At 68.1% G+C, this 26,902-nt stretch carries 15 protein-coding genes and 10 pseudogenes; 14 read left to right on the forward strand and 11 right to left on the reverse strand.

Annotation, left to right across the window (positions count from 1 at the left end):
- Positions 1–555: 555 nt before the first annotated feature.
- From mobF to OG842_RS38990, 4 genes and pseudogenes are all read left to right on the forward strand, one after another.
- A pseudogene (gene mobF / locus OG842_RS38975) lies at positions 556–1,242 on the forward strand (MobF family relaxase); the annotation flags it as partial.
- A 124-nt stretch (positions 1,243–1,366) separates the two neighbouring features.
- Positions 1,367–2,059: a hypothetical protein gene (locus OG842_RS38980; RefSeq protein ID WP_266734142.1), complete on the forward strand. Its 693-nt coding sequence runs from the start codon at positions 1,367–1,369 to the stop codon at positions 2,057–2,059.
- Between the two features lie 1,037 nt (positions 2,060–3,096).
- Positions 3,097–4,326, forward strand: a pseudogene (locus OG842_RS38985) (IS110 family transposase).
- 521 nt (positions 4,327–4,847) lie between these two features.
- Positions 4,848–4,982 carry a hypothetical protein gene (locus OG842_RS38990; protein ID WP_266734141.1) on the forward strand — a complete coding sequence of 45 codons (135 nt, stop codon included), beginning with the start codon at positions 4,848–4,850 and terminating at the stop codon, positions 4,980–4,982.
- Positions 4,983–5,411: 429 nt separating this feature from the next.
- Here OG842_RS38990 and OG842_RS38995 read toward each other — a convergent pair whose 3' ends face one another.
- Positions 5,412–5,867: a transposase gene (locus OG842_RS38995; protein WP_266734140.1), complete on the reverse strand. Its 456-nt coding sequence runs from the start codon at positions 5,865–5,867 to the stop codon at positions 5,412–5,414.
- A gap of 657 nt (positions 5,868–6,524) precedes the next feature.
- A complete protein-coding gene (locus OG842_RS39000) occupies positions 6,525–7,541 on the reverse strand; it encodes a DNA-directed RNA polymerase subunit alpha (RefSeq protein WP_266734138.1) in 1,017 nt (338 codons plus the stop codon).
- Positions 7,542–8,094: 553 nt separating this feature from the next.
- On the opposite strand from OG842_RS39000, the gene OG842_RS39005 reads away from it, so the two are divergent.
- A complete protein-coding gene (locus OG842_RS39005; RefSeq protein ID WP_266734136.1) occupies positions 8,095–8,352 on the forward strand; it encodes a hypothetical protein in 258 nt (85 codons plus the stop codon).
- Positions 8,353–8,381: 29 nt separating this feature from the next.
- Here the strand turns inward: OG842_RS39005 and OG842_RS39010 are convergent, their stop codons facing one another.
- Positions 8,382–9,551: a PP2C family protein-serine/threonine phosphatase gene (locus tag OG842_RS39010; protein ID WP_443064082.1), complete on the reverse strand. Its 1,170-nt coding sequence runs from the start codon at positions 9,549–9,551 to the stop codon at positions 8,382–8,384.
- Between the two features lie 888 nt (positions 9,552–10,439).
- Between OG842_RS39010 and OG842_RS39015 the strand changes: the two are divergent.
- From OG842_RS39015 to OG842_RS39030, 4 genes and pseudogenes are all read left to right on the forward strand, one after another.
- Positions 10,440–10,697, forward strand: a pseudogene (locus tag OG842_RS39015) (transposase); the annotation flags it as partial.
- A 293-nt stretch (positions 10,698–10,990) separates the two neighbouring features.
- Positions 10,991–11,287 (forward strand): hypothetical protein, encoded by a 297-nt coding sequence (locus OG842_RS39020; protein ID WP_266734134.1) that lies wholly within the window; start codon positions 10,991–10,993, stop codon positions 11,285–11,287.
- A 990-nt stretch (positions 11,288–12,277) separates the two neighbouring features.
- A protein-coding gene (locus tag OG842_RS39025) for an IS3 family transposase (RefSeq protein ID WP_328512697.1) occupies positions 12,278–13,488 on the forward strand; the annotation gives its coding sequence in 2 pieces (ribosomal slippage) (positions 12,278–12,578 and positions 12,578–13,488; 1,212 coding nt in all).
- Between the two features lie 38 nt (positions 13,489–13,526).
- Positions 13,527–14,273, forward strand: a pseudogene (locus OG842_RS39030) (aldo/keto reductase); the annotation flags it as partial.
- Positions 14,274–14,422: 149 nt separating this feature from the next.
- Here the strand turns inward: OG842_RS39030 and OG842_RS39035 are convergent.
- The 4 genes and pseudogenes from OG842_RS39035 to OG842_RS39050 all read right to left on the reverse strand — a co-directional run.
- A complete protein-coding gene (locus tag OG842_RS39035) occupies positions 14,423–14,950 on the reverse strand; it encodes a GNAT family N-acetyltransferase (protein WP_266734131.1) in 528 nt (175 codons plus the stop codon).
- Positions 14,951–15,114: 164 nt separating this feature from the next.
- A pseudogene (locus OG842_RS39040) lies at positions 15,115–15,633 on the reverse strand (IS6 family transposase); the annotation flags it as partial.
- Positions 15,620–16,816, reverse strand: coding sequence for an IS110 family transposase (locus OG842_RS39045; RefSeq protein ID WP_266726579.1), 1,197 nt, complete (start codon positions 16,814–16,816; stop codon positions 15,620–15,622). The pseudogene OG842_RS39040 and the gene OG842_RS39045, both read right to left, overlap by 14 nt.
- Positions 16,817–17,042: 226 nt before the next feature.
- A pseudogene (locus OG842_RS39050) lies at positions 17,043–17,273 on the reverse strand (IS6 family transposase); the annotation flags it as partial.
- A gap of 349 nt (positions 17,274–17,622) precedes the next feature.
- Between OG842_RS39050 and OG842_RS39055 the strand changes: the two are divergent.
- Both OG842_RS39055 and OG842_RS39060 read left to right on the forward strand, forming a co-directional pair.
- The gene (locus tag OG842_RS39055; protein WP_266734129.1) at positions 17,623–19,002 is read left to right on the forward strand and encodes an FtsW/RodA/SpoVE family cell cycle protein; all 1,380 of its coding nucleotides are present in this window, start codon (positions 17,623–17,625) and stop codon (positions 19,000–19,002) included.
- 53 nt (positions 19,003–19,055) lie between these two features.
- Positions 19,056–19,139: pseudogene (locus tag OG842_RS39060) on the forward strand (IS5 family transposase); the annotation flags it as partial.
- 60 nt (positions 19,140–19,199) lie between these two features.
- Here OG842_RS39060 and OG842_RS39065 read toward each other — a convergent pair.
- The 4 genes and pseudogenes from OG842_RS39065 to OG842_RS39080 form a co-directional block, all read right to left on the reverse strand.
- A pseudogene (locus OG842_RS39065) lies at positions 19,200–19,541 on the reverse strand (integrase core domain-containing protein); the annotation flags it as partial.
- On the reverse strand, positions 19,471–20,868 hold the full coding sequence (locus OG842_RS39070) for an IS30 family transposase (RefSeq protein ID WP_266726503.1): 1,398 nt from the start codon (positions 20,866–20,868) through the stop codon (positions 19,471–19,473). The pseudogene OG842_RS39065 and the gene OG842_RS39070, both read right to left, overlap by 71 nt.
- A gap of 32 nt (positions 20,869–20,900) precedes the next feature.
- Positions 20,901–21,485 (reverse strand): DDE-type integrase/transposase/recombinase, encoded by a 585-nt coding sequence (locus OG842_RS39075; protein WP_266734128.1) that lies wholly within the window; start codon positions 21,483–21,485, stop codon positions 20,901–20,903.
- The gene (locus OG842_RS39080) at positions 21,482–21,790 is read right to left on the reverse strand and encodes a transposase (RefSeq protein WP_266734126.1); all 309 of its coding nucleotides are present in this window, start codon (positions 21,788–21,790) and stop codon (positions 21,482–21,484) included. Before OG842_RS39080 ends, OG842_RS39075 begins: the two co-directional genes overlap by 4 nt.
- Positions 21,791–23,218: 1,428 nt before the next feature.
- Here OG842_RS39080 and OG842_RS39085 point away from each other — a divergent pair.
- The 3 genes and pseudogenes from OG842_RS39085 to OG842_RS39090 all read left to right on the forward strand — a co-directional run.
- On the forward strand, positions 23,219–25,534 hold the full coding sequence (locus OG842_RS39085; RefSeq protein ID WP_266734124.1) for a GH92 family glycosyl hydrolase: 2,316 nt from the start codon (positions 23,219–23,221) through the stop codon (positions 25,532–25,534).
- Positions 25,535–26,095: 561 nt separating this feature from the next.
- Positions 26,096–26,257 (forward strand): annotated as a pseudogene (locus OG842_RS45360) (transposase); the annotation flags it as partial.
- Positions 26,258–26,315: 58 nt separating this feature from the next.
- Positions 26,316–26,882, forward strand: a pseudogene (locus OG842_RS39090) (transposase); the annotation flags it as partial.
- Positions 26,883–26,902 lie beyond the last annotated feature (20 nt).

Consider the following 26,902-nt stretch of genomic DNA (forward strand, 5'->3'; position numbering starts at 1 on the left):
GAGCGACGTACCACCAAAGAAGTTGAGCCAGAGCCTGAGTTTGGGAGGCATGGCGGCTCTTGCCAGGGCAGCATCGGGATGCTCTTTGTGAAAGGCGCTGGTCATGCCGCAGGTGTCGAAGGTCGAGCTCGCCTTTTCCTTCGCTCATCGGCCGAACAGACGCAGCAACCGGGCTTGGCGGGCCTCCCCGGCCACGGGTGGAGCCCCTGGGATCGTCCTTTCCCGCAGGTCATGGGTGGGGTTCCATGGCCGGATGCTCAGCGCCGCGAAGGTCGGCCCGAGGCGTTGGCCGTACTACTGCAACGGCGTTCTGGTCGGCGACGGCCGCTGCCGGGGCGGGCAAGCCGCTGCGCGCCGCCCAGGACGAAGCCGGCATCCCGCCCGGGGTCTGGACAGGCCGGGGCGCCTGGCCGCGGTCCGCCTCACGGCCGGGGACGTGGTGACCGAGCGGCAGGCTGAACTCCTCCTGGGTGAGGGCCGGCACCCGGACGCCGACCAGATCGAGCGCAAGCTCCTTGAGGAGGGCAAGAGCCCGGCCGCGCCCGGCGGGCGACCGTGCTGGGCAGGCCCATCGAGCGCAACCAGTGGGAGAAGACCGAGAAGGCCAAGGAGCGGACGCATTGGCTGGCCATGGACCTGGTGTTCCGGGCGCCATCGACGGCACAGGTCGCGTGGGCGCTGCTCGGTGAGGAGTACCGCCTGGTGCTGGAGCTGTGCCAGGACATCGCCCGGGACAAGACGCCGGCGTGGCTGGAGGACTCGGTCGCACAGATCCGTTGGGGGAGCGGAGGCAAGGACCGCGAGCCGATCCGGGACGGGCTGATCGTCGCCGTCTTCCGGCACTACGAGCCCAGAGCCGGACAGCCTCTGCTCCACGATCATGCGGTGGTGTCGATCCGCGCCCGGCGTCCGGACGGAAAGTGGGGGAACCTGTCGGCGGAGTCGATGCTGGAGCACATCGTCGCGGCCGGCACCCTCTACTCCCTGTACTTCATGGAAGAGGTGTCCGCCCGCCTCGGGCGGGCGCGGGAGCCGCGTGAAGTGACGCCCGGCTGCCAGCCGGTCATGGAAATCGCGGGAATCGACCAGCGTCTCATCGGCCGGCAGTCCACCCGCCGCCAGCAGATCGCTGACGCGAAGTCCGTTCTCACGGCCGGCTACGAAGAGCGGCAGGGGCACCCGCCGGGGGAGCAGGCCGACTACGCGCTGGACCGGCAGGCCGCCGATCAGACACGCCCGCCGAAGCGCAAGGTGCCGCCGTCGCTGACCGAGCCGCGAGAACGGTGGCGGGCCTCAGCGATCCAGGCGTTCACCGCTGACACTGTCCACCGGCTCGCGGAGCGGGCGCGGGCGGGCGGCCGCGTCGGTGTGGGCGCGGGTCCGGCCGGTCGTCGATGTCACCCCGGCGGCCGTCGACACCGTCGCCGTGGGGTACGTGATGCGCGGCGCGTTCAAGCGCCGGCACCTGCTCGCCGAGGCCCGCCGCCACCTCGTCCACGTCCTGCGCGGCCGACTCCACCAGCCCGGCCTGGACGAACAGATCGTGCAAGCGGTCGTCGACGACTACACCCGCCCCATCGGCCGCCGGATGATGACCGCCGACCTCCGCGCCCTGTACCCACGCGACACCGAGGACCAGGCCGTGCTGCGTCCCCTGACCCGCAACCGGACCGCCGCCCCCTACGAGCGGGCACGCCTCGCCGCCGCCGCGCTGACCGCCCGCGTCCACGCGGTGCGCCGCTCGGACCGCCTGGGCTCCCGTACCCGGCCGGCCCCTGTCGCTGTACCCGCTACCCCGAGCTCCCGCCTGCGGCAGTCCCGCACGGACCGGAATGCCGGCCGCGTCCAGGAGCAGGCGAGCGACGTTGCCGCGGTGGAAGAGACCCGCCGGACGTTCGAGGCCGCCGCCAAGATGGCCGCCAAGCTCCAGGACGGCGTCCGGGACCGCGCCACCGCCCACGGCGGACCACAGCCCGCCCCGGCGACCTCCCCGTCGCCGCGCACCCAGCAGCCCGGCGTCCAGCACGGACCGGGCCGGACCCCAGCAGGAGTCGCGTGAGCACACCGGAATAACCCAGCATCGAGGACATCCTCGCCCGCGCACGCGAAGCCACCTCGGAGCCGAATGCCGTGCCCGATGGACCTGTGCTGTGGGAGCCGATCTGGAAACGGCCCCGGACACCGAAGTCGAAGGCGGAGAAGAAGCAGGAACTCCGCAAGCAGCGACGGCCACTCCAGGACGCCGGACTCCGCCGCCTCATCACCGGGCAGTCGCGTCGGCACCGGCCCGGCAGAACCGCATCGGCAACGCGGCCGCGCACTGTCCCGGGTGCGGCACGCCTGGCTGTGGTGACGATGCACGACACCGGGTGGAGTCCACCCGGTGGAGCCCGCCCGATGGGAGCCACTGGGTGGGCTCCTCCCCGGCGCGCACCCAGGGCGATGGACGCCACTTTGGTGCGCACCACGATGTCCGCCCCCGCACCCGGTGCGCACCACTTGACGATGCCCGGCACTCTCGCCCGCGCCCGGCGCGCCGCATCCGATGTCCCGCACCGCACCGGTGCGCGCCGCCGACCGACCCCTTGACCAATTGCGGCCGGGCGCGCGTCATTCCTGGACCAGGTTCGCCACTTGGCACGTAATCCCTAATCCAGGGTGTAGGCGGTTCGAGCTCATGAGTGCAAGGGCTTGAGTCGGCCTGTGTCGGTGATAGATGCCTTGATTCCTCCCCGGCCCCAGAGTTCTCCGCAAAGAGCGGCACTATCCCCGGCGGATTTCGCGGTGTCCACGCGGGCACTGGGCCGATGCCTCCGTTTCCCCTGGCCGCTCCAGGCCTCGGTCAAGAGCGGCACGGCCCGGTGCCTCCGTAGCCACCGCGTAACTCACAGCGGCCGACCAGTCGTTGATTGTCACGGTGCGAGCCCGCCCCAGGGCCGACCTTTTGTTCACCCGCGAGCCAGCGAGCTCTGCAGACAGATCGAGCCCCTGGGTTGCGCTGGTGTCGCGAACGGCTACTGAGATGGCGGACCGAAGAGTCCTGGGATTAGGGCGCCGCGTTACCCGCATGTGCTCGTGAACTGCACAAATAGATCGATCTGGGAGGACAACTTGACCGTGCTCTGCGGCATCGACTGGGCCGAGCGGCACCACGACATCGTCCTCGTCGACGACCCTGGCACCTTGCTGGCCAAGGCCCGCATCACCGAAGACGCGGTCGGCTACAACCAGTTGCTGGACTTCCTCGCCGAGCACGGCGACATCACCGACCCCCCGATACGGGTGGCCATCGAGACCAGCCATGGCCTCCTCGTTGCCGCCCTGCGGTCCGGCAATCGCAAAGTCTTCGCGATCAACGCACCGGCCGCCGCCCACTACTGTGACCGCCACGGTGTCAGCCGCAAGAAGTCCGACCCAGGCGGCGCCTTGGTCCTGGCGAACATCCTGCACACCGACATGCACGCTCACCGGCTGCTGCCGGCCGACTCCGAACTCGCCCAGGCCATCACGGTCCTGGCCCGCGCCCAGCAGGACGCCGTCTGGAGCCGACAGCAAGTGGCCAACCAGGTCCGCTCGCTACTGCGCGAGTACTACCCCGCCGCCCTGCACGCCTTTCAAGGTAAGGAAGGTAACCTGACCAGGCCCGACGCCCGTGTCAACCTCGCCTTGGCAGCAACTCCAGCGAAGGCTGCAAAACTCACCCTCGCCCAGCTACGGGCCGCTCTCAAACGCAGTGTACGCACCCGAGCCTTTGACACCGAGGCCGAACGGCTACGGGACATCTTCCGTGCCGAGTACGCCCACCAGCTTCCTGCGGTCGAAGACGCCTTGGGCCATCAGCTCCCGGCGCTGCTCAAGCGACTGGACGCCGCCTGCCAAGCCGCGGAGGCGGTCGAGCAGCCTTTCGCCAGCACGCCGACAGCGAGATCCTGCTCAGCTTCCCCGGACTGGCCCCTGATCGGAGCCCGCTTCCTTGCCGAACCCGGCGAAGATCAGGCCCTGTTCGCCGACGCCAGGGCCCTGAAACCCTACGCCGGCTCCGCGCCGATCACCCGGGCCTCTGGCAAGAAGCACTTCGTTGGACGCGGCTTCATCAAGAACAACCGCCTCATGAACGCCGGGTTCCTCTGTGCCTCTGCCGCCCTCGCTGCCTCGCCCGGAGCCAACGCCCACTACCGACGCCGACGCGAGCACGGCGACTGGCACAACGCCGCCCAGCGTCACCTGCTCAACCGCTTCCTCGGGCAGCACCACCACTGCCTCCGGACACGGCAGCCGTTCGACGAACAACGCGCTTTCGCACCAATCCGCCAAGTGCCTGCATGACTGAAGTCCAGTCGGCCGCCCACCTTGCCGGATGCCGGAAGGCAGCCGTTCCAGTCGTCTGCCGCGCCCTGCAGATGAGGTGTCCCGTCCGGACGGCCATCATGATGACCCGGGGGTGGCGCTGGGGGCCGCGTGAAGTGGGAGAGTGAGGCGCGGATGCCCGGGATCCAGACCGATGCATGGGATACGGCCGGGGGAGTGTTCATGGCGGCCCTGGGACTGGGGTGTGCATGGTTGGGCGGGGTGGCTGTGCTCCGGCCGCGTCGGCCGCCGCAGCCGATCGGGGGACCTGTGCGGGTGGTCCGCGTCTGGGGTCTCGGGTATGTGCTGCTGGGCATCGGTATGGCTGCCAGGATGACGACCATGCTGGTCGGCAAGGAGCCGGCCTGGCCGATGACCGTGATCTATTGGGCTGCTGGCCCGCTCCTGATCATTTCCGTGACCGCGGCAGGCGTCTCCCAGCGGCGGGCGCGCCCGTCGGGCCGGTGGCGTCGTCGTCGGGCGGCACAAGCGAAGGGGCCGTGTCCTGGAGCGAGGCAGCACTCGTGAGCGCCGCCTGCTGGACGTTCAGCGGAGTGGGATACGGGGCGCTCGCCGCCCTCGATGAGCCGCAGTTGTCCCCTGCACCGCTGATCGGTATGGGCCTGGCCCAGTGATTATTTGCACGTCACCGCTGCTGGCGGGCCGCTGTCGCGGCGTGCCTCGCGGGGTTTGTCGTACTGTTCGTGTTCGTGGACATCCTGCGACCGGGCCTGGGCAGGTACATGGCGGAGGCCCTGGCCACGGGGGGCCGCGTCGACGGTCGCCGTGACCGTCTTCGCCCTGATCGCGCAAGCGGACGCCATCATGACGCGGAAGACTGACCCCGGTAACTCGGCTACAAAGCGACCAGCTTGACTTCATAAGAGAGCCCAGCAGTAAACCGTCGCCATCGGATACCACGACAAGACCACCAGCCGCATCGTTAGGGAAATCGGCGGGACATGGAGCCGGTACGCCCCTGGGGATCACACGGTCACCATCTGGCTGGGTTCCCCGAGGAATCGGCGACAGCTGAAAACGAGCCGACCACAATCAGACCCAAGTCAAGGCAGCCGTTGACCGGACGCACCCTGGGTTGCACAAAACCGCTCGCGGTTGGCAGCCACCGGCGCGATGCTGTCACGATGCCTGCAGAGACCGCTTACCACGACGAAGCCGGCGACTACTTCGCAGAAGGGACTGCTGCACGGATAGGTGACACCTGACCTGGCTTGCTGAGAGGCGGCCTGGAAGGATGTTGCCGCAGCCCTCCGCAGCACTTCGTTCTCCTGCTCCAGGAGCCGGATGCGCTTGCGGGCCTCGCGCAGTTCGGCCGACTCGCCCGACGCCGTTGCGGGCTTGGTGCCGCCCTCGTCGGTGTCGCGGCGCAACCACTTCGACAACGTGATCGGGTGGACGCCGAAGTCGGCGGCGATCTGTTCCAGCGTGACGCCGGGCTCGCGATTACGCGCGACCCGCACGACGTCCTCGCGGAACTCCTTCGGATACGGCTTGGGCACTGCAACATCCTTCCAGGCCGCCTCTCAGCAAGCCAAGTCAGGTGTCACCTATCCGTGCAGCAGTCCCGACATTCACCTTCGCCGACCCCGACGGCTACCAAGTCACTCTCCATGACCGCGCCTGATCAGCCAAACGCCACCGGACGATCACAAATACCCGAAGACCGCGGTTGCGCCCGAGGCGCGAGAGTCCGGGCGACAATCATTGACTCTTCGCATCTAACCGCGTAGACCGGTCTGGCGCGTCGGTGCTGGGCGGGAGCTTTCGCTCCGCTGACCAGGTAATCCTCACCCAGTGACCAGCTAATCCTCAGACTTGTCCAACACCAGCACCTGGCCATCACCGCTCAACACCCCATGAAACAAACCGAATCAACCCGGTCCACAGCGCCCAAGACCGGACGCCGAACCGAGAACCACCCCAGACAAGGAAGCGAAGACTCCCACAAGCGGTGGCTCGTATCCGGCGCGGACGGGCTGCACCTGCCCGAACCCGTGGGCCGAACTCGTCACGGTCGTCGACGGCACCCCGATACCGGTCCGCCTGGCAGCCGCCGGTAGCCGCGCTGCTCACCGCCTGCTGCCGTGGCTGCGGTGCCGAACCCCGGTCCCTGGCGGCTCGTGCCCCGCCAGCGCCGAACCTCGTGAATCACCCTGTCAATATTGCTCGGTCTCGACGAACCCGGCGTCCGCGTCGTCGTCGGCGCCGAACGCGGTGGCGATCGGGTCGAATCCGGGCGGGCTGTCTTTGAAAGTCAGGCCCATGTCGGCCAGCTTCGCCTTGACCTCGTCGATCGACTTCGTACCGAAGTTGCGGATGTCGAGCAGGTCGGCCTCGGAACGGGCCACGAGCTCACCCACGGAGTGGATGCCCTCGCGCTTGAGGCAGTTGTACGAACGGACCGTGAGCTCGAGCTCCTCGATCGGCAGCGCGAGGTCAGAGGCGAGGGCGGCGTCCGTCGGGGACGGGCCCATGTCGATGCCCTCGGCGTCGATGTTGAGCTCGCGCGCCAGGCCGAACAGCTCGACCAGGGTCTTGCCGGCCGACGCCATGGCGTCACGCGGACGCATGGCCTGCTTGGTCTCGACGTCGACGATCAGCTTGTCGAAGTCGGTGCGCTGCTCGACACGGGTCGCCTCGACCTTGTACGTGACCTTGAGCACCGGCGAGTAGATGGAGTCGACCGGGATACGGCCGATCTCCTGGCCCGCCTGCTTGTTCTGGACGGCGGAGACGTAGCCGCGACCGCGCTCGACGGTCAGCTCCATCTCCAGCTTGCTCTTGCCGTTGAGCGTGGCCAGGACCAGGTCCGGGTTGTGGACCTCGACACCGGCCGGCGGGGCGATGTCAGCAGCGGTGACCAGGCCGGGGCCCTGCTTGCGCAGGTACATCAGGACCGGCTCGTCGTGCTCCGAGGAGACGACCAGCTGCTTGATGTTGAGGATGAGGTCGGTGACGTCCTCCTTGACGCCCGGCACGGTGGTGAACTCGTGCAGGACACCGTCGATCCGGATGCTGGTGACAGCAGCGCCGGGGATCGAGGAGAGGAGCGTACGGCGAAGAGAGTTGCCGAGGGTGTAACCGAAGCCCGGCTCCAGTGGCTCGATGACGAACCGGGAGCGGAACGCGTCGACAACCTCTTCGGTCAACGCGGGACGCTGAGCAATCAGCATAGGGTGCTGCCTCCATTTTTCGGCGCCCGCTATTTGACGCCGTAGACACCGCACGGTATCGGCAATACCACCTCACAAGAGGCCGCACCGCCCGGATTGGGGCAAAGAACAGATTTCCGCAGGATGGAACGGCGCACAGGAGTGAGTGCGGACCTGGATGCCCTCGGGATGAGCTGGTAGCCGCGGCGGCAGGCCGTCTCGACGGGCCGTCAGGACGCTGCTGACGGGGTGTGGTGGTCAAGCTCGGCACGTGGCTCGACAACATCCGCGAACGCGCCGCAAAGCTCCCCGAGCAACGCCGGACAGACCTCGACCAACTCGGCGCATGCGCCGGTAGAGGGTGAGACGGTCCGCGCGGTCCCTGAGCGGCGCCGCGTGGGCTTGCCGCGCCAAGCTCTCCGCCGACAAGCCTCACCAGTTGGCTGACCTCGGACTGGAGTGGGCCACGGCGGCGCCCGTCCTTGGGATGTGTCCGGGGCGGGCGCCGTGTTCGTTGCTACGGCCAAAGAACCACGTGGCCGACCTTTCGTGGCTAGTGTGGGCGCCTTCGCTGATGTACCAGTTCCTGACAGCGGCGGCCCGCGTCTGGACCGCGGCGTGCCAGGACGGCCGCGGCGAGCGGGGCTCGGTAGTGGCCGCCCTTGCAGACCGTCAGGATCCTCCGGGGCCTGGAGCCCTCGCCGCTCACCGGGGCTGTACCTTCTCGGCGGGGAAGATCCAGTCCGAGGCGTACGATTCGAAACTGGACGTCGACTTCACGGTACTCAGAAGCGATGCCCCGACGAGCGAGAGGTACTCGTCGGCCGCCTGAAACCGTCCAGAGGAGCGCCCTGGTCATGGCTATGACTTCGTGCGGCCTGCTGAGGCTTGCTGAGTGTCCGCGCCGGAGCCGGCATCTTGCCGCTGGGTCTCCTGGGGGCCGTGCCAGTCCAGGCACATCACGGTGGCATCGTCTTCGAGCCGGCCGCCAGCGGCGTCCAGGACCGCGGACGTCAGCGTCAGTGCGGTCTCCCGCGGATGCAGGTCCCGGGTGCGCTCCACCAGGGCGAGCAGGTCGACATTCTCCCCATGACGTTCGAGCATGCCGTCGGTCAGCATGAGCAGACGGTCGCCGGGGCGCAGATCAATGTCCTGAACGCGGTAGGGGTGGGGGGCGGGCACGGACAGGCCGAAGGGATGGTCTACCTCGCAGGTGATCACCTCCGGAGCCCCCTCGCGCATGCGCAGCGGCCAGGGGTGGCCGGCGTTGACGAGCTGGGCCTGCCCGGTGTGGAGGTTGATGCGCAGTAGCTGCCCGGTGGCGTGGCCGTGGCCGTGGTCGGCCAGGGCCTGGTCGGCCCGGTGGGCTTGCTCGGCCAGGTCGGCTCCTGCGCGGCGGGCGCTGCGCAGGGCGCTCACCAAGACCGTGGCGGCCAGGGCGGCGTCGATGTTGTGGCCCATGGGGTCGGTCACCGACAGGTGCAGGGTGTCGCGGTCCAGGGCGTAGTCGAAGGTGTCGCCGCTGAGGTCTTCGGAGGGCTCCAGGCTCCCGCACAGCGTGAACTGTGCTGCCTCGCACGACAGTGACATGGGCAGCAGCTGGTACTGGATTTCTGCAGCCAAGGTGGAGGGCCTGGAGCGTTTGCCCCAGGCGTAGAGATCAGTGAACCGCCCGTTGGCGATCACGATGTAGGCCAGGATGTGGGCGGCTTCCCTGATCGCATCGAGGAAGTCCTCGCCGGGGTCGGCCGGCAGGAGCAATTCCAGCAGCCCGATGGCATCCCCGCGGTTGGTGACCGGCGCGATCACCCGCTGTTCCTGACCGGTCGCCTTCTGATACAGCCGCTGGGTACGGATCACCTGCTCGTAGACGCTGCCGGACAGGGGGACCCGCTCCGCTTCCCGCCCCATGGTGCCGGCGACGGGCAGCCGCGCCACCGCCTTCCCCGTCAGGTCCACGATGAGGAAAGAGACCTTCGTAGCTTTGAAACGTCGCCGCAGGTCTTCTGCGACCACATCGACGGCCTCCACCGGCGCCGCCGTCTCCGCAGCTGCCAGCAACCGGGCAAGTTCGTTGTGCTCAGCACTCACGACCACGCTCCCTACCAGCGCCCCTCATATCAGCTTGGGAACCGCCACGGGGAGTGTCAATCTGTGACCAGTCACACTTAAGGACCGCCCCGGCCTCGTCCAGGCGCGATCAACACCCCGAAGCGCAACAAGACGCCCTGAAAGCCGCAGGGTGCGAACAGATCTTCACCGGCAAGGCGTCCGGCAAGCTCGCCCGCCGGCCCGATCTCGACAAGGCCTTCCTCGTCGCGTGCGAGGGTGACCAACCCGTGGCAAATACCCACTGCTGACCTGCAAAGACCGCTGCTGACCTGCGTGGTCGGGGCGGCCGGCGCCGTGGTCGAGCCTGTGGTCAGGCGTGTCCCCGCAGCAGCACGCTCCGACCAGCCCTGCAGCCGACACCGACCACGCAGGCCTGCCCAGGATCACCTTGGGCCTGTCCGCGCAGTCGGCCGCCGTGACCTGCCGGTCAGGTACGGAAGCGGGGGAACCAGCCGCCGGCCTTGTGCGCGGCGGCCCGGTCCTCCGCCTCCTGGCACAGGCGCTCCTGTTCCCGCTCCCGGCGCTCGCGCTCCTCGATCCGGGCCTCGGCCTGCTGCTCGGCTGTGACGGTCCGGGTCTGGCAGTCCTCGCAGGTGCGGGTGCGACTGGCACCTGCTCCAGTCCCGCGTGTACTCGACCGCCTTCCAGCGGTCGTCGGTGAACTTCTGCCCGCAGTCCTCGCACACCGGCCGCCAGGCTTCCCGCCGCGCGGCTTCCTCCTCCGCCACTGCTCTTTCCGGACGGCTTGCCGGCTGCGGTCGAGGCAGGCGTCCCGGCGGAAGTTGCCGATCGCCTCCAGCAGCGTTCCTATACCTGGCCACCGTCATCGACCTCGCCTCACGCCGCCCGGCCGGATGGGCGCGAACCAATCTCGTCACCGAGGCCCTGGCCACCGCCAAACGCACCCGCGGCAGCCTCGCCGGAGCGGTCATGCACACCGACCACGGCGCCCAGTACACCAGCCAGGCGTTCGCCGACGCCTGCCGCAGAGCCGGCGTCCGCCAGTCCATGAGCGCGATCGGATCCAGCGCGGACAACACACTCGCCGAGTCCTTCAACGGCTCGCCGCCAGCCGACGGAGGCGACGCGTCGAGGCCGTCCCCGAACCGCTGCGGCAAGCCGTCGCAACCTTCGACTCCTCCCGGATGCGTGCTCAGGAACGAGCCCGCCGGGCCGGCACTCGCCCTCACAGCAATCACACTCTGAAGACGGCCCTGGCCACCATGCGTGACAAGAGGGACTGGGTCCTCGTCGACGTGCAGGACATCGAAGCCTTTCTGGGCATCCTTCCCAGGGGACGCAAGCGGCGGCTGACCGTGCTGTGACAGTTCTTCCGCTTCGCCCGGGCCCAGAGGGTGGTGCTGGTCGACCCCACCCGCCAGTTGGTTGCGAAGGAAGCGAACGGCTTCTGCGGCAGGACCCTCGCCCTCGACCAGCAACGCGAGCTGTTCCGGCGCTGGACGACCGATGAGCACGTGCATCCGCACGAGGCAGTGGTGGGCATGCTCGCGCTGCGGCACGGCGCCTCCAGCTCAGAGGTACGGATGCTGCAGATCAACGACATCGACCAGCAGGCCCAGACGGTCCGGCTCGAAAGCGGCCCCATCCCGTTCCTCTGGATCCCGCCTCCTGGACGGTCCTGCAGCGGTGCCTGACCCATCGCGAGGCATGGCGGATGGACAACCCGCGATCCGCAGCATCCGCCTCGTCGACCTGGTGAACACGATGGACCCCAAGCTCGTCGCGGCGGCCTTCGGTACTGGGCGGTGCGGAGGCGCTCGATGTGTGTGCAGGTCTGGCACAGTGTGCGGCCGGTGTCGCCCCACGGGGTGCAGGGCTGGTCGGGGTGGGCCCCGCATTCACCGCACACGCGGTCTGCGGTCGTGCGGCGGCCGCGGCGAGTTGCGCGGTGCTCGCGGGGGTCGGCTCGAACGCCTTGACGAGGTAGACGTCGAAGAGACCCCGGCGGCCGGCCCCGTTGCGGCCTTCGACCGTGGCGCGAGGTCGGCACCGTACGACGCCCGCCTGCCAGACGCGCACCGCCGAAACAGCCGGTAAACCACCTTGCGGGGGCGCGGTAGTTGTCTCCTGGCGGGCGGTCGGCGCGCAGCCGTGGACGGGGCGGGCGAAGAGCAGTATGCCGAACGGCGGGGCGTGGAGCGCCGCCGGGAACAGTTCCGTGCGAGGCCTTTTCGGCGGCGCGGATGAGCGGGACGGCCGGGACAGGCTTCCGGGCTCCGGTCGATGGCGGGGTCCGTCCACCGTCGCTGCGCCGCGGTGACCGCGTTCGTGGGTGCGTCGACCGGGAAGGCCGGCGTCGCCCAGGTTGGCAGCGAGGTCGTGGACGAGTGCGGCTGCTGCGTCTGCAGGGCCGGGCCGCCCGTCCCCGCCCGTGGAGGATTCGAACGAGTCCGCTGAGCCCCTTTCGGTGCGGAAGGAATGCGCCATCCTTCGCGCCTCCGGCGACGCAATAGCCGTCTTGGCTCTCAAACTGGTACGGCATTTTGACCTACTGGTAACCATGCCTCCGCGCCGGCTGGCAAGGTCCAACGCCGCCCCGACGAACTGCCCGACCACGGGGCCTTCACCCCTGATCTTGGACACTCGAGATAGTGGATCTTGAGGATCTGAGAGATGGACGTGTCGTGGTCATGAAGCGCTATCCGCCGGAGTTCAAGGCGGACGCGGTCGCGCTGTACGATTCGCGGTCCGAGGCGACGATCAAGCAGATCGCCGCCGACCTGGGGGTGAACCCGGAGACGCTGCGCAACTGGATCCGGGCGGCCGGAGCCGGTCGTCCGCGCGGCCGTCGGGCGGCCATGCCGCCGACGGTTCCGGTGGCGCCGTCGGCTCTGGAGGCCGAGGTCGCCGCCTTGAGGCGGGAGAACGCCGAGCTGAAGAAGGAACGGGAGATCCTGCGCAAGGCGGCCCGCTATTTCGCCTCGGAGACGGGCTGGTGAACCGCTGCCAGTTCGTTGAGGACCACCAGCGCCGTTACGGCGTGAAGCGGTTGTGCCGCATCCTGGGCATCGCCCGCTCGAGCTTCTACCACTGGCGCCGCAGTGCACCGCTGCGGGCAGCCCGCCAGGCTGCCGACGCCCAGCTCGCCGCCCGGATACGCGTGATCCACCGGGCCTCGGACGGCACCTACGGCGCCCCCAGGATCACCGCTGAACTCCGCGAGGACGGCGAGCGCGTGAACCACGAGCGGGTCGCCCGCATCATGCAGGCGATCGGGCTGGCCGGCCTCCGCCTGCGCAGGAAGCATCGCACCACCATCCCGGACCCCGCCGCGGCGAAGGTGCCGGACCTGATCGGCCGTAACTTCACCGCGGACGAGGTGAACCGAAAGTACGTCGGCGACATCACATGCCTGCCGCTGGCAGGCGGGACGTTCCGCTATCTCGCGACCGTGATCGATCTCTGCTCACGGCGCCTGGCCGGGTGGGCGATCGCCGACCATATGCGCGCCGACCTCGTCGTCGACGCCCTGAAAGCAGCCGAGCGGACCCGCGGCAGCCTCGCCGGCGCCGTGATGCACACCGATCACGGGGCCCAGTACTGCAGCCGGGCCTTCGCCAACGCCTGCCGCCAGGCTGGCGTGACCCAGTCCATGAGCGCCATCGGCAGCTCGGCGGATAACGCCCTGGCGGAGTCGTTCAACGCGACCTGCAAACGCGAGACCCTCCAGGGCCGCAGGGCCTGGAACGACGAACGCGAAGCCCGCCTGGACCTCTTCCGCTGGCTCCACCGCTACAACACCGTCCGACGCCACTCCCGCCTCGGACACCGCAGCCCCATCGCCTACGAACAAACACTCCAAACAACATCAACTACGCTGGCCGAAGCCGCATAACCCGTGTTCAGAATCAGGGGTCAAGGCCCGGTGGGGTGGTCGGCCGCATCCTGGTCCCGACCCCGGAAGCCACAGGCAACGACCTCGCCCACGGCTTCGCCGTGCCCGCCACCCACCGCAGGCGCTGAGACTTCAGTGCCCACGGCGTGCGCCGGTCGATCGAGGACAGCCTGAAGCGGTTTGGCCTGGACCGGATAGACGTCGTCTACCTCCACGACCCCGAGGCTCATGCCGCGCAGGCCCTCGACCAGGCCTACCCGGAGCTCGCACGGATGCGGGACGAGGGAGTCGTCGGAGCGATCGGCGTTGGCATGAACCAGACCGAGCTGCTCGCCCGCTTCGTCCGCGACACGGACATCGACGCCGTCCTCCTCGCCGGCCGCTACACCCTGCTCGACCAGAACGGTCTGGCCGAACTGCTGCCGCTCGCCGCCGCCCGCGGCGTCGGTGCCGTCATCGGTGGCGTCTTCGACTCCGGACTGCTCGCCGACCCCCGTCCTCGCTCCACCTACAACTACACCACCGCGCCACTCGACTTTCTCACCAGGGCACTGGACCTCAAGGCAGTGTGCGAACGCCACGGAGTGCCGCTGCGCGCCGCCGCACTCCGCTTCCCGTTCGGACACCCGGCCGTCGCGAGCGCCCTTGTCGGAACCCGCAGCGCCACCGAGGCCCGCGACGCCGCCGCAATGCTCGCCCACCCGATCCCGGGCTTGCTGTGGGCAGAGCTCAAGGCACGCGGGCTGCTCCCCGCCGACGTGCCGATGCCCAGGCTGGTCGACTGATAAGACCGTGTCCTACATGGCCACGACGGCCCGCACGAAATGACGGCGTTGTCGTGGCCGCAACGTGGGACGGCCAGCCGCCCGTCAGGGCGCGGCTGGCCGTCGAGATAGCCTGCGGTCACATCTCAGCCGACCTGGCCCGTGCACACTCAGCTGAGGTTGTCGTTCGACGGGGAGTCTCGGGTCATGCGCACGTTGGGCAGTTTTCCTCGCCAGAGCTCTCGCTCACCTGTGGCCTTGAATCCGTAGCGCTCGTAGAAACGGACCGCTCGTTCGTTGTAATCAGTGACCCAAAGACGCATCGGTGTGCTTCCCACCCAGGCGAGGAACTCACTCATCAATCGGCCTCCGACACCTTGGCCTTGGGCTTCGTTCAGGAGATACATTGGCCCGAGGGTTACCACCTCGTCCCGACGGCCGCAGAGGAAGCCGACGATCTCCGTATCGGAGCGGACGACACGGCAAAACAACAGGTCCGGTTGTTGCTTCACCGCCTCGATGAACTCCCGCCACTGTGCGACCCCTTCCGCGGTCGCGGAGGCGCCGCGCTGTTCACGGATCCATGTCTCATCGATCCCCGCTTCGTCATTGAGATACGTCTGCAGCCAGGCCCTCAACTGCACAGGCCCCAGAGAAGCGGCGTCTTCGGCATGGGGGGCTTCGATCACGTGGGTCATGGCGGCCATCCTCGGCGATGTTCCGCGAACACGTCGCCCAATTTTGGCTGTTCTTGGGCCTGGCCGCGTTCCGGCCGGGGCCGAGCACTGGCGTTGTCACGTTGGTGCGGTGTTGATCGATTGAGGGCGCGTCAGGGTGTGCAGGGGTCGGGTGGGGGCCTGGCTTACGCTGCGATGGGCTGGTCGGTGGCGCCGGTGATCTCGTCCCGGATGGCGAAGCGGGTGGTCATCTCGGTGCGGTACTCGGTGGCGGTCATCAGGTGGCGGCGTGGTCGGAAGTGCGGTGAGATACCGCTGAACGCGGCCAGGAACCGCTGGGCCCCGCCGGTACTGCGGAATCCTTTCATCGCGCGTTCGCGCTGCCTCGTCGGCTGATGACTGTTCTCGGCCCGGTGTTCAGTCCCTTGTGGGCGCGGTGTTTCTGCGGAGGTCATGATCTCGCGGTGGGCCGCGCCGTAGGAGCGGAGCTTGTCGGTGACGATCACCCTCGGCACCGAGCAGGTCTTTTTGAGCAGTTTGTGGAAGAACCGCCTGGCCGCAGCGGTGTCCCGCCGGTCCTGGACCAAAACGTCGAGCACATTGCCATCGGCGTCGACGGCCCGCCACAGGTACTTCAGCGCACCGTTGATCCTGAGGAAGACCTCGTCCAGGTGCTTCCCAATGCCGATGTCAAGCCGCCGTCGTCACTGAGGGTATGACCTGGTAGCACCGTCGGTCACGGATCAGAGCCCACAGGACGTTGACGCGACGGCGTGCGAGCGCGAGGACGGCCTGGACGTGCCGTTTCCCCTCGGCGCGCTTGCGGTCGTAAAACTTCCGTGAGTTGGGGTCTCGTTGGACGCTGACCAGCGCGGAGATGTAGAAGACGCGCTGCAGGCGACGGTGGTATCTCGTCGGTCGGTGGTCGTTACCGCTGACCTGGCCGGAGTCGCGTGGGGCGGGGACCACGCCGGCGAAGGCCGCGAGCCGGTCGGCCGTGGGGAAGGCGTCCAGGCTGCCGCCGACGGCGACGAGGAACTCGGCACCGAGGATCGTGCCGATGCCGGGCATGGACTGGATCACGTCGGCCAGTTCGTGTTCGCGAAACCGGCCCTCGATGAGTTTGTCGGTCTCGGTGATCTTCTCGTTGAGGACCATCACCTCCTTGGCGAGGGTGTGCACCATCTTCGCGATGGCCTTCTCACCCACGACGGCGGTGTGCTGGCGCTCGGCGGCCTCAACCACCTTCTCGGCGAGGGCAGCAGCGTTGCAGACCTTGCGGTTGCGCAGCCAGGCGGTCAGCCGCCGACTGCCCGCGCGGCGGATCGCTGCCGGTGTCTGGTAACCGGTTAGCAGCACCAGCGGGCCGACGTTACCCAGGTCGAGGGCCCGTTCCAGGGCCGGAAACATGCTGTTCAGCAGGGCCTTGAGCCGGTTGGTGGTGCGGGTGCGGTCGGCGACCAGATCGACGCGGTGGTCGGTCAGCAGCCGCAGCTCGAGCGTGGCTTCGTCGCCGGGGCGGATCGGCTGGAGGTCGCGGCGCATCCGGGCCTGGTCGGCGATCACGCGGGCGTCACGGGCGTCCGTCTTGCCCTGGCCGCGGTAGCTGTCGGTGGCCCGGTTGACCGCGATACCGGGGATGTAGACGAGCTCCTGGCCATGGTTGACCAGAAGGGCGATCAGCAGGCCGGGCTCGCCGCCGGTCATGTCAAGCGCCCAGGTCGTCTTGCCGCCGTCGGCGAGGTCCAGGACGTCACCGATCAGCTTCAGCAGTTCCGGCTCGTCGTTGGCCACCCGACGCGACAGCAGCGTGTCGCCCTCGCTGTCCAGGACCAGGCAGTGGTGGTGGGTCTTGCCGCAGTCGGTTCCCGCCCATATCCGGCTCATCGTGCTCCATTCGGTCGTACATGCCTTGCGTACCACGGACGACCTCGCCGGCATTGCTCTACACAGCGACTTGTTCGCACTTCCCAATCGGCGGCCGAGTCGTCGTGGGGAGCCAGGCGGCCAAGCACCTGAAGCCACGAACGGCAGCCACTTGTCAGCCACACCCAGCTCCCCTGGGTGTCCTCACCCTACGAACGGGAGGACCAACCCGTTCAAGAAGGTAGAGCCACTTGTCGCCCGTCTGCACACGCCGGCGGCCCAGGCCGTTGGCGTAGACCTGCCCGAACTTCGCACCCCAGCGGCGGACCGTCTCGCGGGAGACGAGCACGCCGCGTTCGAGCATCAGCTCCTCGACCTCGCGGAACGACAGCGGGAAACGGAAGTACAGCCACACGCAGTGCGCGATGATCTCCACCGGGTACCGGTGCCCCTTGCACGACGGCGGCGCGCTGCCCACGGACGACCTCTCCCGGCACGATCAACCAGAAGATCATTCCAGGCCGGTCAGTCAACGTGACAGTGCCTCGCGAGGGGAGCGACGGCACGACAGCGAGTCCCGGGACAGCACCGGACGGGCTGGGGCAAGGCCAGCAGTACCACAGGCATCACAGGAACCGCGCACGCTTCGTTCACGTCTAAGGCGATAGCCAGGGCCACAGTGCCGCCGACCACGACGGCTTCGAAGCCGCTGTTCCAGACCACTGCCGTACCTACTCCCAGCCCCCGGCTCCGGCCCGCCGGCCTTGTGGAGGAGAGCAGAAGGCTGCCTCCTTGCTGGGGTCAGCACTGAGAGGCCCCGTCACACGATGAGCCGCACCACAGACACGTCGACGCACCACACGAATACGATCGGCGCACCGAGCCGGCGCAACACCGAGCTGGCGCTGCTGGTGTTCGCCGTCGTCATCACCGTGTTCGCCTACGCCAACGCGGGCCTGGCCGTCAACAACCAGGTGCCGTCGGGTCTGCTGAGCTACGGCCTGGGTATGGGCCTGCTGGCCGGCGTCGCCCATTTCTTCGTACGGAAGGCCGCGCCGAACGCGGACCCGCTGCTGCTGCCGCTGGCCACGCTGCTGAACGGACTCGGCCTGGTCGTCATCTGGCGGTTGGACCAGTCCGAGCTGTTGCAGTCGATCAAGCAGGCAGGAACGGCCGCGCCGCGGCAGCTGATGTACACGACGATGGGCATCGCCCTCTTCATTGTCGTTCTGATCTTCCTCAAGGACCACCGCGTCCTGCAGCGCTACACCTACATCTCCATGGTGGGCGCCCTGTTCCTCCTGCTGCTGCCGCTGGTCCCGGGCCTGGGCGCCGACATATACGGCGCCAAGATCTGGATCCACGTCGGCAGCTTCAGTATCCAGCCCGGTGAGTTCGCGAAGATCGTGCTCGCGGTCTTCTTCGCCGGTTACCTGATGGTCAAGCGCGACGCGCTGGCCCTGGCCAGCCGCCGCTTCATGGGTCTGTACCTGCCGCGCGGCCGTGACCTCGGTCCGATCTTGGCCATCTGGTTTCTATCGATCCTGATCCTGGTCTTCGAGACCGATCTCGGCACGTCACTGCTGTTCTTCGGAATGTTCGTCATCATGCTGTACGCCGCCACCGAACGGACAAGCTGGATCGTCTTCGGTCTGCTGATGTCCGCGGCCGGCGCCGTCGGCGTCGCCTCCTTCGAACTGCACGTTCAGCAGCGTGTCCAGGCCTGGCTCGACCCCATGCACGAATACATGCTCAGCCGCCAGGGCGTGGCCGGTCACTCCGAGCAGTCGATGCAGGCGCTGTGGGCCTTTGGGTCCGGCGGCACCCTCGGCACCGGTCTCGGCCAGGGCCACTCCGAACTCATCCGGTTCGCCGCCAACTCCGACTTCGTCCTCGCCACCTTCGGCGAGGAACTGGGCCTGACGGGCATGATGGCAATCCTGCTGATTTACGGCCTGATCGCGGAGCGTGGCGTACGCACCGCCCTCGCCGCCCGTGACCCATTCGGCAAACTCCTCGCCATCGGCCTGTCAGGCGCATTCGCCCTGCAGGTCTTCGTCGTCGCAGGCGGTGTGATGGGCCTGATCCCGCTGACCGGTATGACGATGCCGTTCCTGGCGTACGGCGGCTCCTCAGTCATCGCCAACTGGGCGCTCATCGGCATCCTGATCCGTATCAGCGACACCGCACGCCGCCCCGCACCGTAGCGTGCACCCATGACGTTCGCGTCCGTGCCGCCGGTTCCGGCAGAACAATCCCCCAGCTCAACGGCCTCCTGAGACACCTGGTCCGCGAGGCCGAAGGCCGCAACTCCGAGCCGACCGCCTGCGTCATCGACGCCCAGAGGGGTCTGATGCAGGGTTGGGTGACAGGTTTGGTCACGCGGCCAGGAGGGCCGGTGTGGTCATGACGGTTCGTATTCGACGGGGGTCAGCCGACCGAGTGAGGCTTGTCTGCGGCGTCGGTGGTAGGTCCGCTCGATCCAGGTCACGATCGCGATCCGTAGTTCCTGGCGGTTGGCCCACTTCCGTCGGTCGAGGACATTCTTCTGCAGCAGGCTGAAGAAGGACTCCATGGCCGCGTTGTCGCCTGCCGCCCTGACCCTCCCTATCGAGCCGGCGATCTGGTGCCGGCCGAGCGCTTGGACGAACTTCCGGGACCGAAACTGGACGGATTCAATCGGTCGTCGCAACGCTGGCTGGTGGGAGCGATCGTAGCTGCTTGGTGAACACTTCAGCCGGGGTTCGCCACCCGAGTGTTTTCCGGGGCCGGTTGTTGAAGACCGCCGCGACGGCCTGGAGCTCTTCGCTGTTCCAGCGGGACAAGTCGGTGCCCTTGGGGAAGTACTGACGCAGTAGGCCGTTGGTGTTCTCGTTGGTCCCGCGTTGCCAGGGGCTGTGGGGGTCAGCGAAGTAGACAGGGATGCCGGTCTCGACCGTGAAGGCGGCGTGCGCGGACAACTCCTTGCCGCGGTCCCAGGTGAGAGACCGCCGGAGTTGCTCAGGCAGTGTGGTCATCGTCCTGGCCAGGGCGTTCTTCATCGTGCTGGCACCGTATCCGGCCAGAGCGGGTCCGTTCTTCGTGCGCGGGACCACACCGTAGCCCTCCTCGCGCGGCAGGTGGACCAGCATGGTGAACCTGGTGGTGCGCTCGACGAGAGTCCCGATCGCCGAGCGCTTCAGCCCGATGATGAGGTCGCCCTCCCAGTGCCCGGGAACGGCGCGGTCCTCGGCCTCGGCGGGACGCTCGCCGAGGAGGACCTTGTCGGTGACGTGGGCCCACGCCTTCTGCCGGCTGCGTGCCCGGGGAACACGCAGCGCCCGTCCGGTGCGCAGGCAGGCCACCAGCTCGCGTTTCAGCGCACCACGTCCCTCGACGTAGAGCGCCTGGTAGATCGCCTCGTGACTGATGCGCATGTCCTCATCGTCGGGGAACTCGACCGGCAGGCGTCGCGCGATCTGCTCCGGGCTCCATGCTGTCACCCAGCCTCTGTCGCCGCGGTGCGGCTTGTTGCGCCCCTTCCAGGCCGGGCCCTCCGGGCCCAGACGGTTGCCTCCGGCGTCGGTGACGTCCCTCGACAGCCGGGCCTGGATATAGGCTCGCAGCCTCGGATTGTCCACGAGCTTGGCCGTCTTCGGGCGCCGGGCCCGGCGTTCAGCGTGCCACTGCGCGGTCGAGGCCCGGTAGTCCAGCTTGTAGGTCCGGGTAGAGGCATTGCGCCGCAGCTCACGGGAGACCGTCGACGGCGCCCGTCCGAGCCTGCGGGCGATCTCGCGGACGCCGGCGCCCTGGGCATGCCAGACGGCGATGTCCTCCCGCTCGGGAAACGACAGGTAGCGCCCGGACACATCATCAGGAAGACACGGATTCACGCCGCCAGCGTGCCGGAACCAGCGGAATCCCACCGGCCCGGACACCCCGGCAGCACTGCACGCATCCTCGGTCTTGGCACCCCGAGCGATCACCGTCCAGAACCTGACCCTGTCCTCACGCCAGGCCACCGACGGCCTGCCCGGCGACGGCACCAACCCCCGATACGCACGAACCTGCTTGTGCCGCTCCACAGAGCCCATCGCTCCACCTCCCGATCAAGGTGTTGCGACGATCAGTTGAATCCGTCCAGCGACCCGCGATCGCTGTGCAGAACACAGCCGGCGACGTTCTCACGTCGGGCAACAGCGTTGTCCAGGGCCGCGACGGCCAGACGGGACTTCATCGGCGAGTCGATGGAGTAGCCCACGATCCGCTTGCTGAAGACGTCCTTGACCGCACAGAGATACAGCTTCCCTTCTCCCGTGACGTGTTCGGTGATGTCGGTGAGCCACAGCCGGTTCGGTGCGCCGGCGGTGAAGTCCCGGCGGACGAGGTCGTCGTGCACCGGCGGGCCAGCTTTCTTGATCCTGCCGCGCTTCTTGCCGAACACGCTCCACCAGCTGTTGTCCCGGCAGATCCGCCACGCGGTCCGGTCGGCCATGCCGGCTCCCACGCTGCGGGCTTCGTCGGCCAGGAAGCGGTAGCCGAACTCCGGGTCCTCGCGGTGGGCGTCGAACAACGCGTTCGCGCGAGCGGCCTGCTCGAACTCGGCATCGGTCACCGGCCGTTCGAGCCAGCGGTAGTAGGGCTGGCGGGCGAGCTTGAGGACCCGGCACGTGACCGTGACGGAGATTCCGTCCGTGGCCAGCTCTTTCACGAGCGGGTAGATCCTTTTCCCGGCAGGTTCGCCTGGGACAGGTAGGCCGCGGCCCGGCGCAGGACCTCGTTCTCCTGCTCCAGCAGCTTGATCCGTCGACGCGCTTCCCGTAGCTCCGTGCTCTCCTGACTGGTCGTTCCGGGCTTTGTGCCGTCGTCGATGTCCGCCCGGCGCATCCACTTCCACAGCGTCATCGCGTGGACTCCGAAGTCGGCGGCCACCTGCTCGATCGTCACGCCCGGGCCGCGGTTCCTCGCGACCCGTACGACATCCTCGCGGAACTCTTGCGGATAAGGCTTGGGCACAGCGACATCCTTCCCACCCGCCCCACAGGGCAAGCCAGATCAGATGTCACCCGATCGTGCGGCAGACCCAGACAGCGATGTGGGTGAGAGACCAGCTGGACGGGTTGTGGGGCGACCAGGACTTCGCCGACTGGTACCCGCGCGACGGCCGGCCGGGTCGCGTTCCTCGCTGAACCGCAGAACTCCGGCCGCCACCCTACTCACTCGCACCCCCGCCCCGTCTTCCTCCTCCAGGGCGTCGTCGCTTCGTGCTCCTGGTCCTGGTCGTCGGTGTCCTCCCGGCCGCTGCGGACGCGGGGATCGGCGATCGCCTCGATGGTGTCCGTGTCGTGCGCCCGCAGCGCCCGAGGATCTTCGAGAGGGTCTTGTAGGCGTCCGACGTCACAATTTCACCCGGCCGTTCGACCGGTCCGAGGAATTCCGGCACGATCAAAGTGGCGAGTTTCCCGAGCCCCGGACGCGTACGCAGGGCACGCCCGACTATTTGCGCGATGTCGACCATCGCCCCACGCGCATCCGCGAAAGAAGTGCCACTGACGAGATCGGACGCGAATTCGTCAAGGACTTGGCGGCGGTGGGCGGGGGAGTGCTCACCGTAGAGCCAGTCCGCCCACACTCGGCCCGCGGGCGGGTAAAGCTCTGGGTCGTCCTCGGCCAGCGCCGCGGCGACCGCCGGCACCCGGGCCGCCATCGCCTCCGCTGCCCCACCCGGGAATGGAACGACAACACCTTGCGGATCCGCTCCTCGGCCGCGGCCGGCACCAAGCTGGTCCGGATCGCCGCCATCTTGGCCCCGCGCACCGCCTCTGACCGGGGCCCCCTCCAGGAGCGCGGATGGTGGAGCTCCGGATCGCGGATGCCCAGACACAGCACCTGATACGGCGCCAACCACCCCTCGCCGAATCGCCTCGGGCAGCTTCAACTTGTACGCCACGGGCCCGAAGACTTTGCTGTCCCCGTCCATGCTCGCGATCAGCCGCGGCACCCCTCCCTCGGCCTCCCGGACCCGCGCCGTCGCCGTCATGCAGAGCCGCCGCACCGCCGGAATCCGGTCCTGGTCATGCACCGCCACCTACGGCTTCCCCGCATCACCACTGGTCCGGTGTACCTCGTCGGGCTCCAAACCGGAAGGCTGGCCCGTGCGCTCGCTGAAGCACACCCATCCCCACCGAGGCGTACGTCGCGAACACCGTCACGGTGTCCAGGCCCAGCAGATGTGTGAGGCGGACGCGGCCAGTCCGGTGCACGGGCGGAGCGGTGCCGGGCCGCTACGACGCTGGGCGCGGCGGCCCTCCACTCGATGCCGGATCTGGACAACGAGCCTCTCGCATACGGGAATTCTCCCTTCAGCGTCTTGTGCACCGGGCACCCTCGCGCCAAACTCTGGAGATCCTTTGACAACGATGTCAACTATTTGGAGGCAGCAGCATGCACAGCGGCAGATCCCTAGCCCCCGGCGTCCCGGGCGCCCTGCCCCTGCGACGTCCGAGGTCGGCGCTCCTGGCGTGGGCCTTCGTCATCGCGACGGCGCTCGTCGCCGCGTTCCTCCCGCCGTTCGCCACCACCGGCTGGGCGGACACCGACCGGTCCAACGTGGACCTGGTCAACCCGTTCATCGGGACGGCGGGCCAGAGCGCCACCGAGTACGGCGGCATGATTCCCAGCACCGCCCCGCCGTTCGCGATGACCCGCTGGTCGCCGATGACCCGGCAGAACTACGTCAGCCGGACGCCGTACCACTACTCCGACACGAAGATCAGCGGCTTCATCGGCACCCACCAGCCGGCCATCTGGATGGGCGACTCCGGCTACGTGTCGGGCATGCCCGGCGTGGGCCCCGTGAAGACCAAGGCCGACGACCGGGCGCTGCCGTTCAGCCACTCCGACGAGCACGCCGCTGCGGACCGCTACTCGGTCAAGATGCAGGCCGGTTCGGGCCGGACGCTGAAGACGGAGATGACCGGGACGTCTCGCGTCGGCCTGCTGCGTACGGTCTATCCCGAGGGCGCGGACAGCAACTTCGTGCTGCAGGCGACCCGTGCGGGCGTCACCGGCAACGTGCACATCGATCCCGCAGCCCGAGAGATCACCGGCTACAACCCTGACCGTCAGGACAGCAACCTCGGCCCGTTCAAGGCATCCAACTTCAAGGGGTACTTCGTCGCTCGGATCGACACCGGCTTCGACAGCTACGGCACGGCTACCGGCGGGACGCTGCACGAGGGCCAGGGCGATCGCACCGACGGCGACGTGTCTGCGTATGTGCGCTTCCCCTCCGGCACCCGGACCGTGGAGGTGCGGATCGCGACGTCGTTCATCTCGCTGGAGCAGGCCCGTGCCAACCTGGCTGCCGAGGCCCCGGACGACCAGTCCTTCGAGCAGATCGCCGACAAGACCCGCACGCAGTGGAACCAGAAGCTGAACCTGGTCCGGCTGCGCGGCGCGACCGCCGACCAGAAGGCGGTCTTCTACACGTCGATGTACCACGCGCTGCAGTACCCGTCGGAGAACTCCGAGCACGGCCGCTACTACAGCGCGTACGACGACAAGGTCCACTCCGGAGTCAGCTACACCGGCTACTCGCTGTGGGACACCTTCCGGGTCGAGAACGCGTTCCTGACGCTCTTCGCCCCCGAGCGGATCGACGGCATGGTCACCTCGATGCTGAACGACTACCAAGAGGGTGGCTGGCTCCCGATGTGGAAGAACATCACGGAGACCAACATCATGGTCGGCACCAACGCCGACTCGGTGATCGCGGAGGACATCGCCAAGGGCTTCACCGGCTTCGACCGCAAGCTTGCGTACGAGGCGGTGTACAAGGACGCGATGACCCCGCCGGACAAGGACACCGAACTGGCTTACTCCGACCGCCAGCAGGGAACTCCGGTGGAGGCACGGGCAGGCCTGACCTACTACAAGCAGAACGGCTGGGTCGCTGCTGACCGCACCGCGGAGTCGGCGTCCCGCACGCTGGACTACGCGTACGAGGACTGGGCGGTCGCGCAGGTCGCGAAGGCGGTCGGCAAAACCGAGGACGCGGAGATGTTCCTCCAGCGCAGCGCGAACTACAAGAAGCTGTACAACCCCGCGACCGGCTTCATGCAGGCCCGTAATCTGGACGGATCCTGGGCCGACGGCGGCTGGACCGAGGGCAACCAGTGGGTGTACACGCTCGACGTCCTGCACGACGTGCCGGGGCTGATGGATCTGATGGGCGGCAAGGAAAAGTTCGCGTCGTGGCTGGACGGCTACTTTGCCAGCGGCCACAACAACCACACCAACGAGCCGAGCCACCACGCTGCCTACCTCTACGACGACGCGGGCCAGCCGTGGAAGACGCAGGCGAAGGTGCGCGAGATCGCCGCGGCGAACTACGCGAACCGCACGGACGGCCTCAGCGGCAACGAGGACTGCGGCCAGATGTCCGCCTGGTACGTGCTCTCCTCGCTGGGCATCTACCCGGTCAACCCGGCATCGGGGAAGTACTCGGTGGGCAGCCCGTTCTTCGACCAGGCAAAGGTGCAGATGCCGGCCGCGTCCCGTCCGCTGGTGATCAGCGCCTCGGGGGCGGCGGACAAGCAATACGTCCAGTCACTGTCGCTGAACGGCCGGAGCGTCACCAAGCCGGTGCTGAGCCACTCCGACCTGCTGCGAGGTGGCCAGTTGCGCTTCACGATGAGCGACACCCCGCAGAGTTGGGGCGCTTCGGCGTCGCCGACGCGGGGGGCGGACGCGCACTGAGGACCGGCGGAAGGCCCAGAAGGCCTGGAAGGCCGGTGAGCCGAGGCACGGAATAGGAGGCGGAGAAGGAAGGGGCTGCTGCTCGCAGTAGACATGAGTCAGCGAATACCGGGCCCGGACCCGACGAAGCGGCAGATGCGCCGAGACGCAGGCGGTGCCATTGTGACCGGGCTCGCCTGCCGGGTAGGCACACTGAGCAGGCGCTGCGAAGCTTGGTTCTCGTTCTGTGGTCGCCTGATCATGTGACTCTGGAGCGATTCTGCTGGTCGGTGACACCTCCAGCAGAGCCGCAAGACGGGTCCGGATCCACGTCGGATCCGGACCCGTCCCGCATCTGCCCACAGCCGCCTCCTACCAGCGTATGCCGGGGGTGTTGAGGTCTGTCCGGCGTTGTTCGGTGAGCTTGTGGGCGCGTTTGCGTACGTTGTCGAGCCACACACCGAGTTTGACGGCCACGGGCTCTCCAGTGCCTGCCTGACGGCTGCCCGGGGGCTGTGTACCCTCTGCCACGCCCTCTGACAGTTTCGTTTGGATCAGTCGGTCGTTGGTCCAGGTGTGCCGGTGAGTGATGCGCAGTGGGCGCGGATCGAGCCATTGCTCCCGGACCGAACGCCGAGGCGAGGCAGCCGGTGGCGTGACCACCGTGAGGTGCTCGATGCGATTGCCTTCAAGTTCCAGACCGGAACGCAGTGGGTCCACCTGCCCGAGAAGTACGGGAACTGGCGGGGCGTCTACAACCGGCTGCAAATGCGGGCCGTCGACGGCACCTGGGAACGGGTGTTCACTGATCGACGAGGTCTTCGACGCCCTGGACGAGCAGACCGTCGTCGTCCCCGGGACCGGCACCCTGGACATCGTGATCCCTTCCCTGGCCGGCCAGCTCACCGCCGTCCACACCCAGCGCCGGGCGATGGAAGCCCAGATCAACAGCCTGCTGGAGGCCCACTCTCTTTCCAAGGTCCTGACGTCGATGCCCGGCGTCGGTGTCAGGACCGCCGCAGTCCTGCTGGTCACCGTCGGTGACGGCACCAGCTTCCCGAGCGCCGCCCACCTGGCCTCCTACGCCGGACTCGCCCCGACCACGAAGTCGTCGGGCACCTCGATCCACGGCGAACACGCGCCCCGAGGCGGCAACCGCCAGCTCAAACGCGCCATGTTCCTCTCCGCCTTCGCCTGCATGAACGCCGACCCCGCCTCCCGCACCTACTACGACAAGCAACGCGCCCGCGGCAAAACCCACACCCAGGCCCTCCTCCGCCTCGCCCGCCAACGCATCAGCGTTCTGTTCGCCATGCTCCGCGACGGCACCTTCTACGAGTCACGAGTCCCCGAAACAGCTACCGCATGACCGGCCTCGGACTTGCGTAG

Origin of the sequence: Streptomyces sp. NBC_00376 (assembly GCF_036077095.1) — a bacterium.
GTDB lineage: Bacteria > Actinomycetota > Actinomycetes > Streptomycetales > Streptomycetaceae > Streptomyces.

Coding starts and splice junctions, on each gene's coding strand:
- OG842_RS39085 (WP_266734124.1), top strand. CDS start 23,219: ATGCACAGCGGCAGATCCCTAGCCCCCGGCGTCCCGGGCGCCCTGCCC.
- OG842_RS39070 (WP_266726503.1), bottom strand. CDS start 20,868: ATGGGCTCTGTGGAGCGGCACAAGCAGGTTCGTGCGTATCGGGGGTTG.
- OG842_RS39000 (WP_266734138.1), bottom strand. CDS start 7,541: ATGCTGATTGCTCAGCGTCCCGCGTTGACCGAAGAGGTTGTCGACGCG.
- OG842_RS39035 (WP_266734131.1), bottom strand. CDS start 14,950: ATGACCCACGTGATCGAAGCCCCCCATGCCGAAGACGCCGCTTCTCTG.
- OG842_RS39005 (WP_266734136.1), top strand. CDS start 8,095: ATGTACCAGTTCCTGACAGCGGCGGCCCGCGTCTGGACCGCGGCGTGC.
- OG842_RS39045 (WP_266726579.1), bottom strand. CDS start 16,816: ATGAGCCGGATATGGGCGGGAACCGACTGCGGCAAGACCCACCACCAC.
- OG842_RS39055 (WP_266734129.1), top strand. CDS start 17,623: ATGAGCCGCACCACAGACACGTCGACGCACCACACGAATACGATCGGC.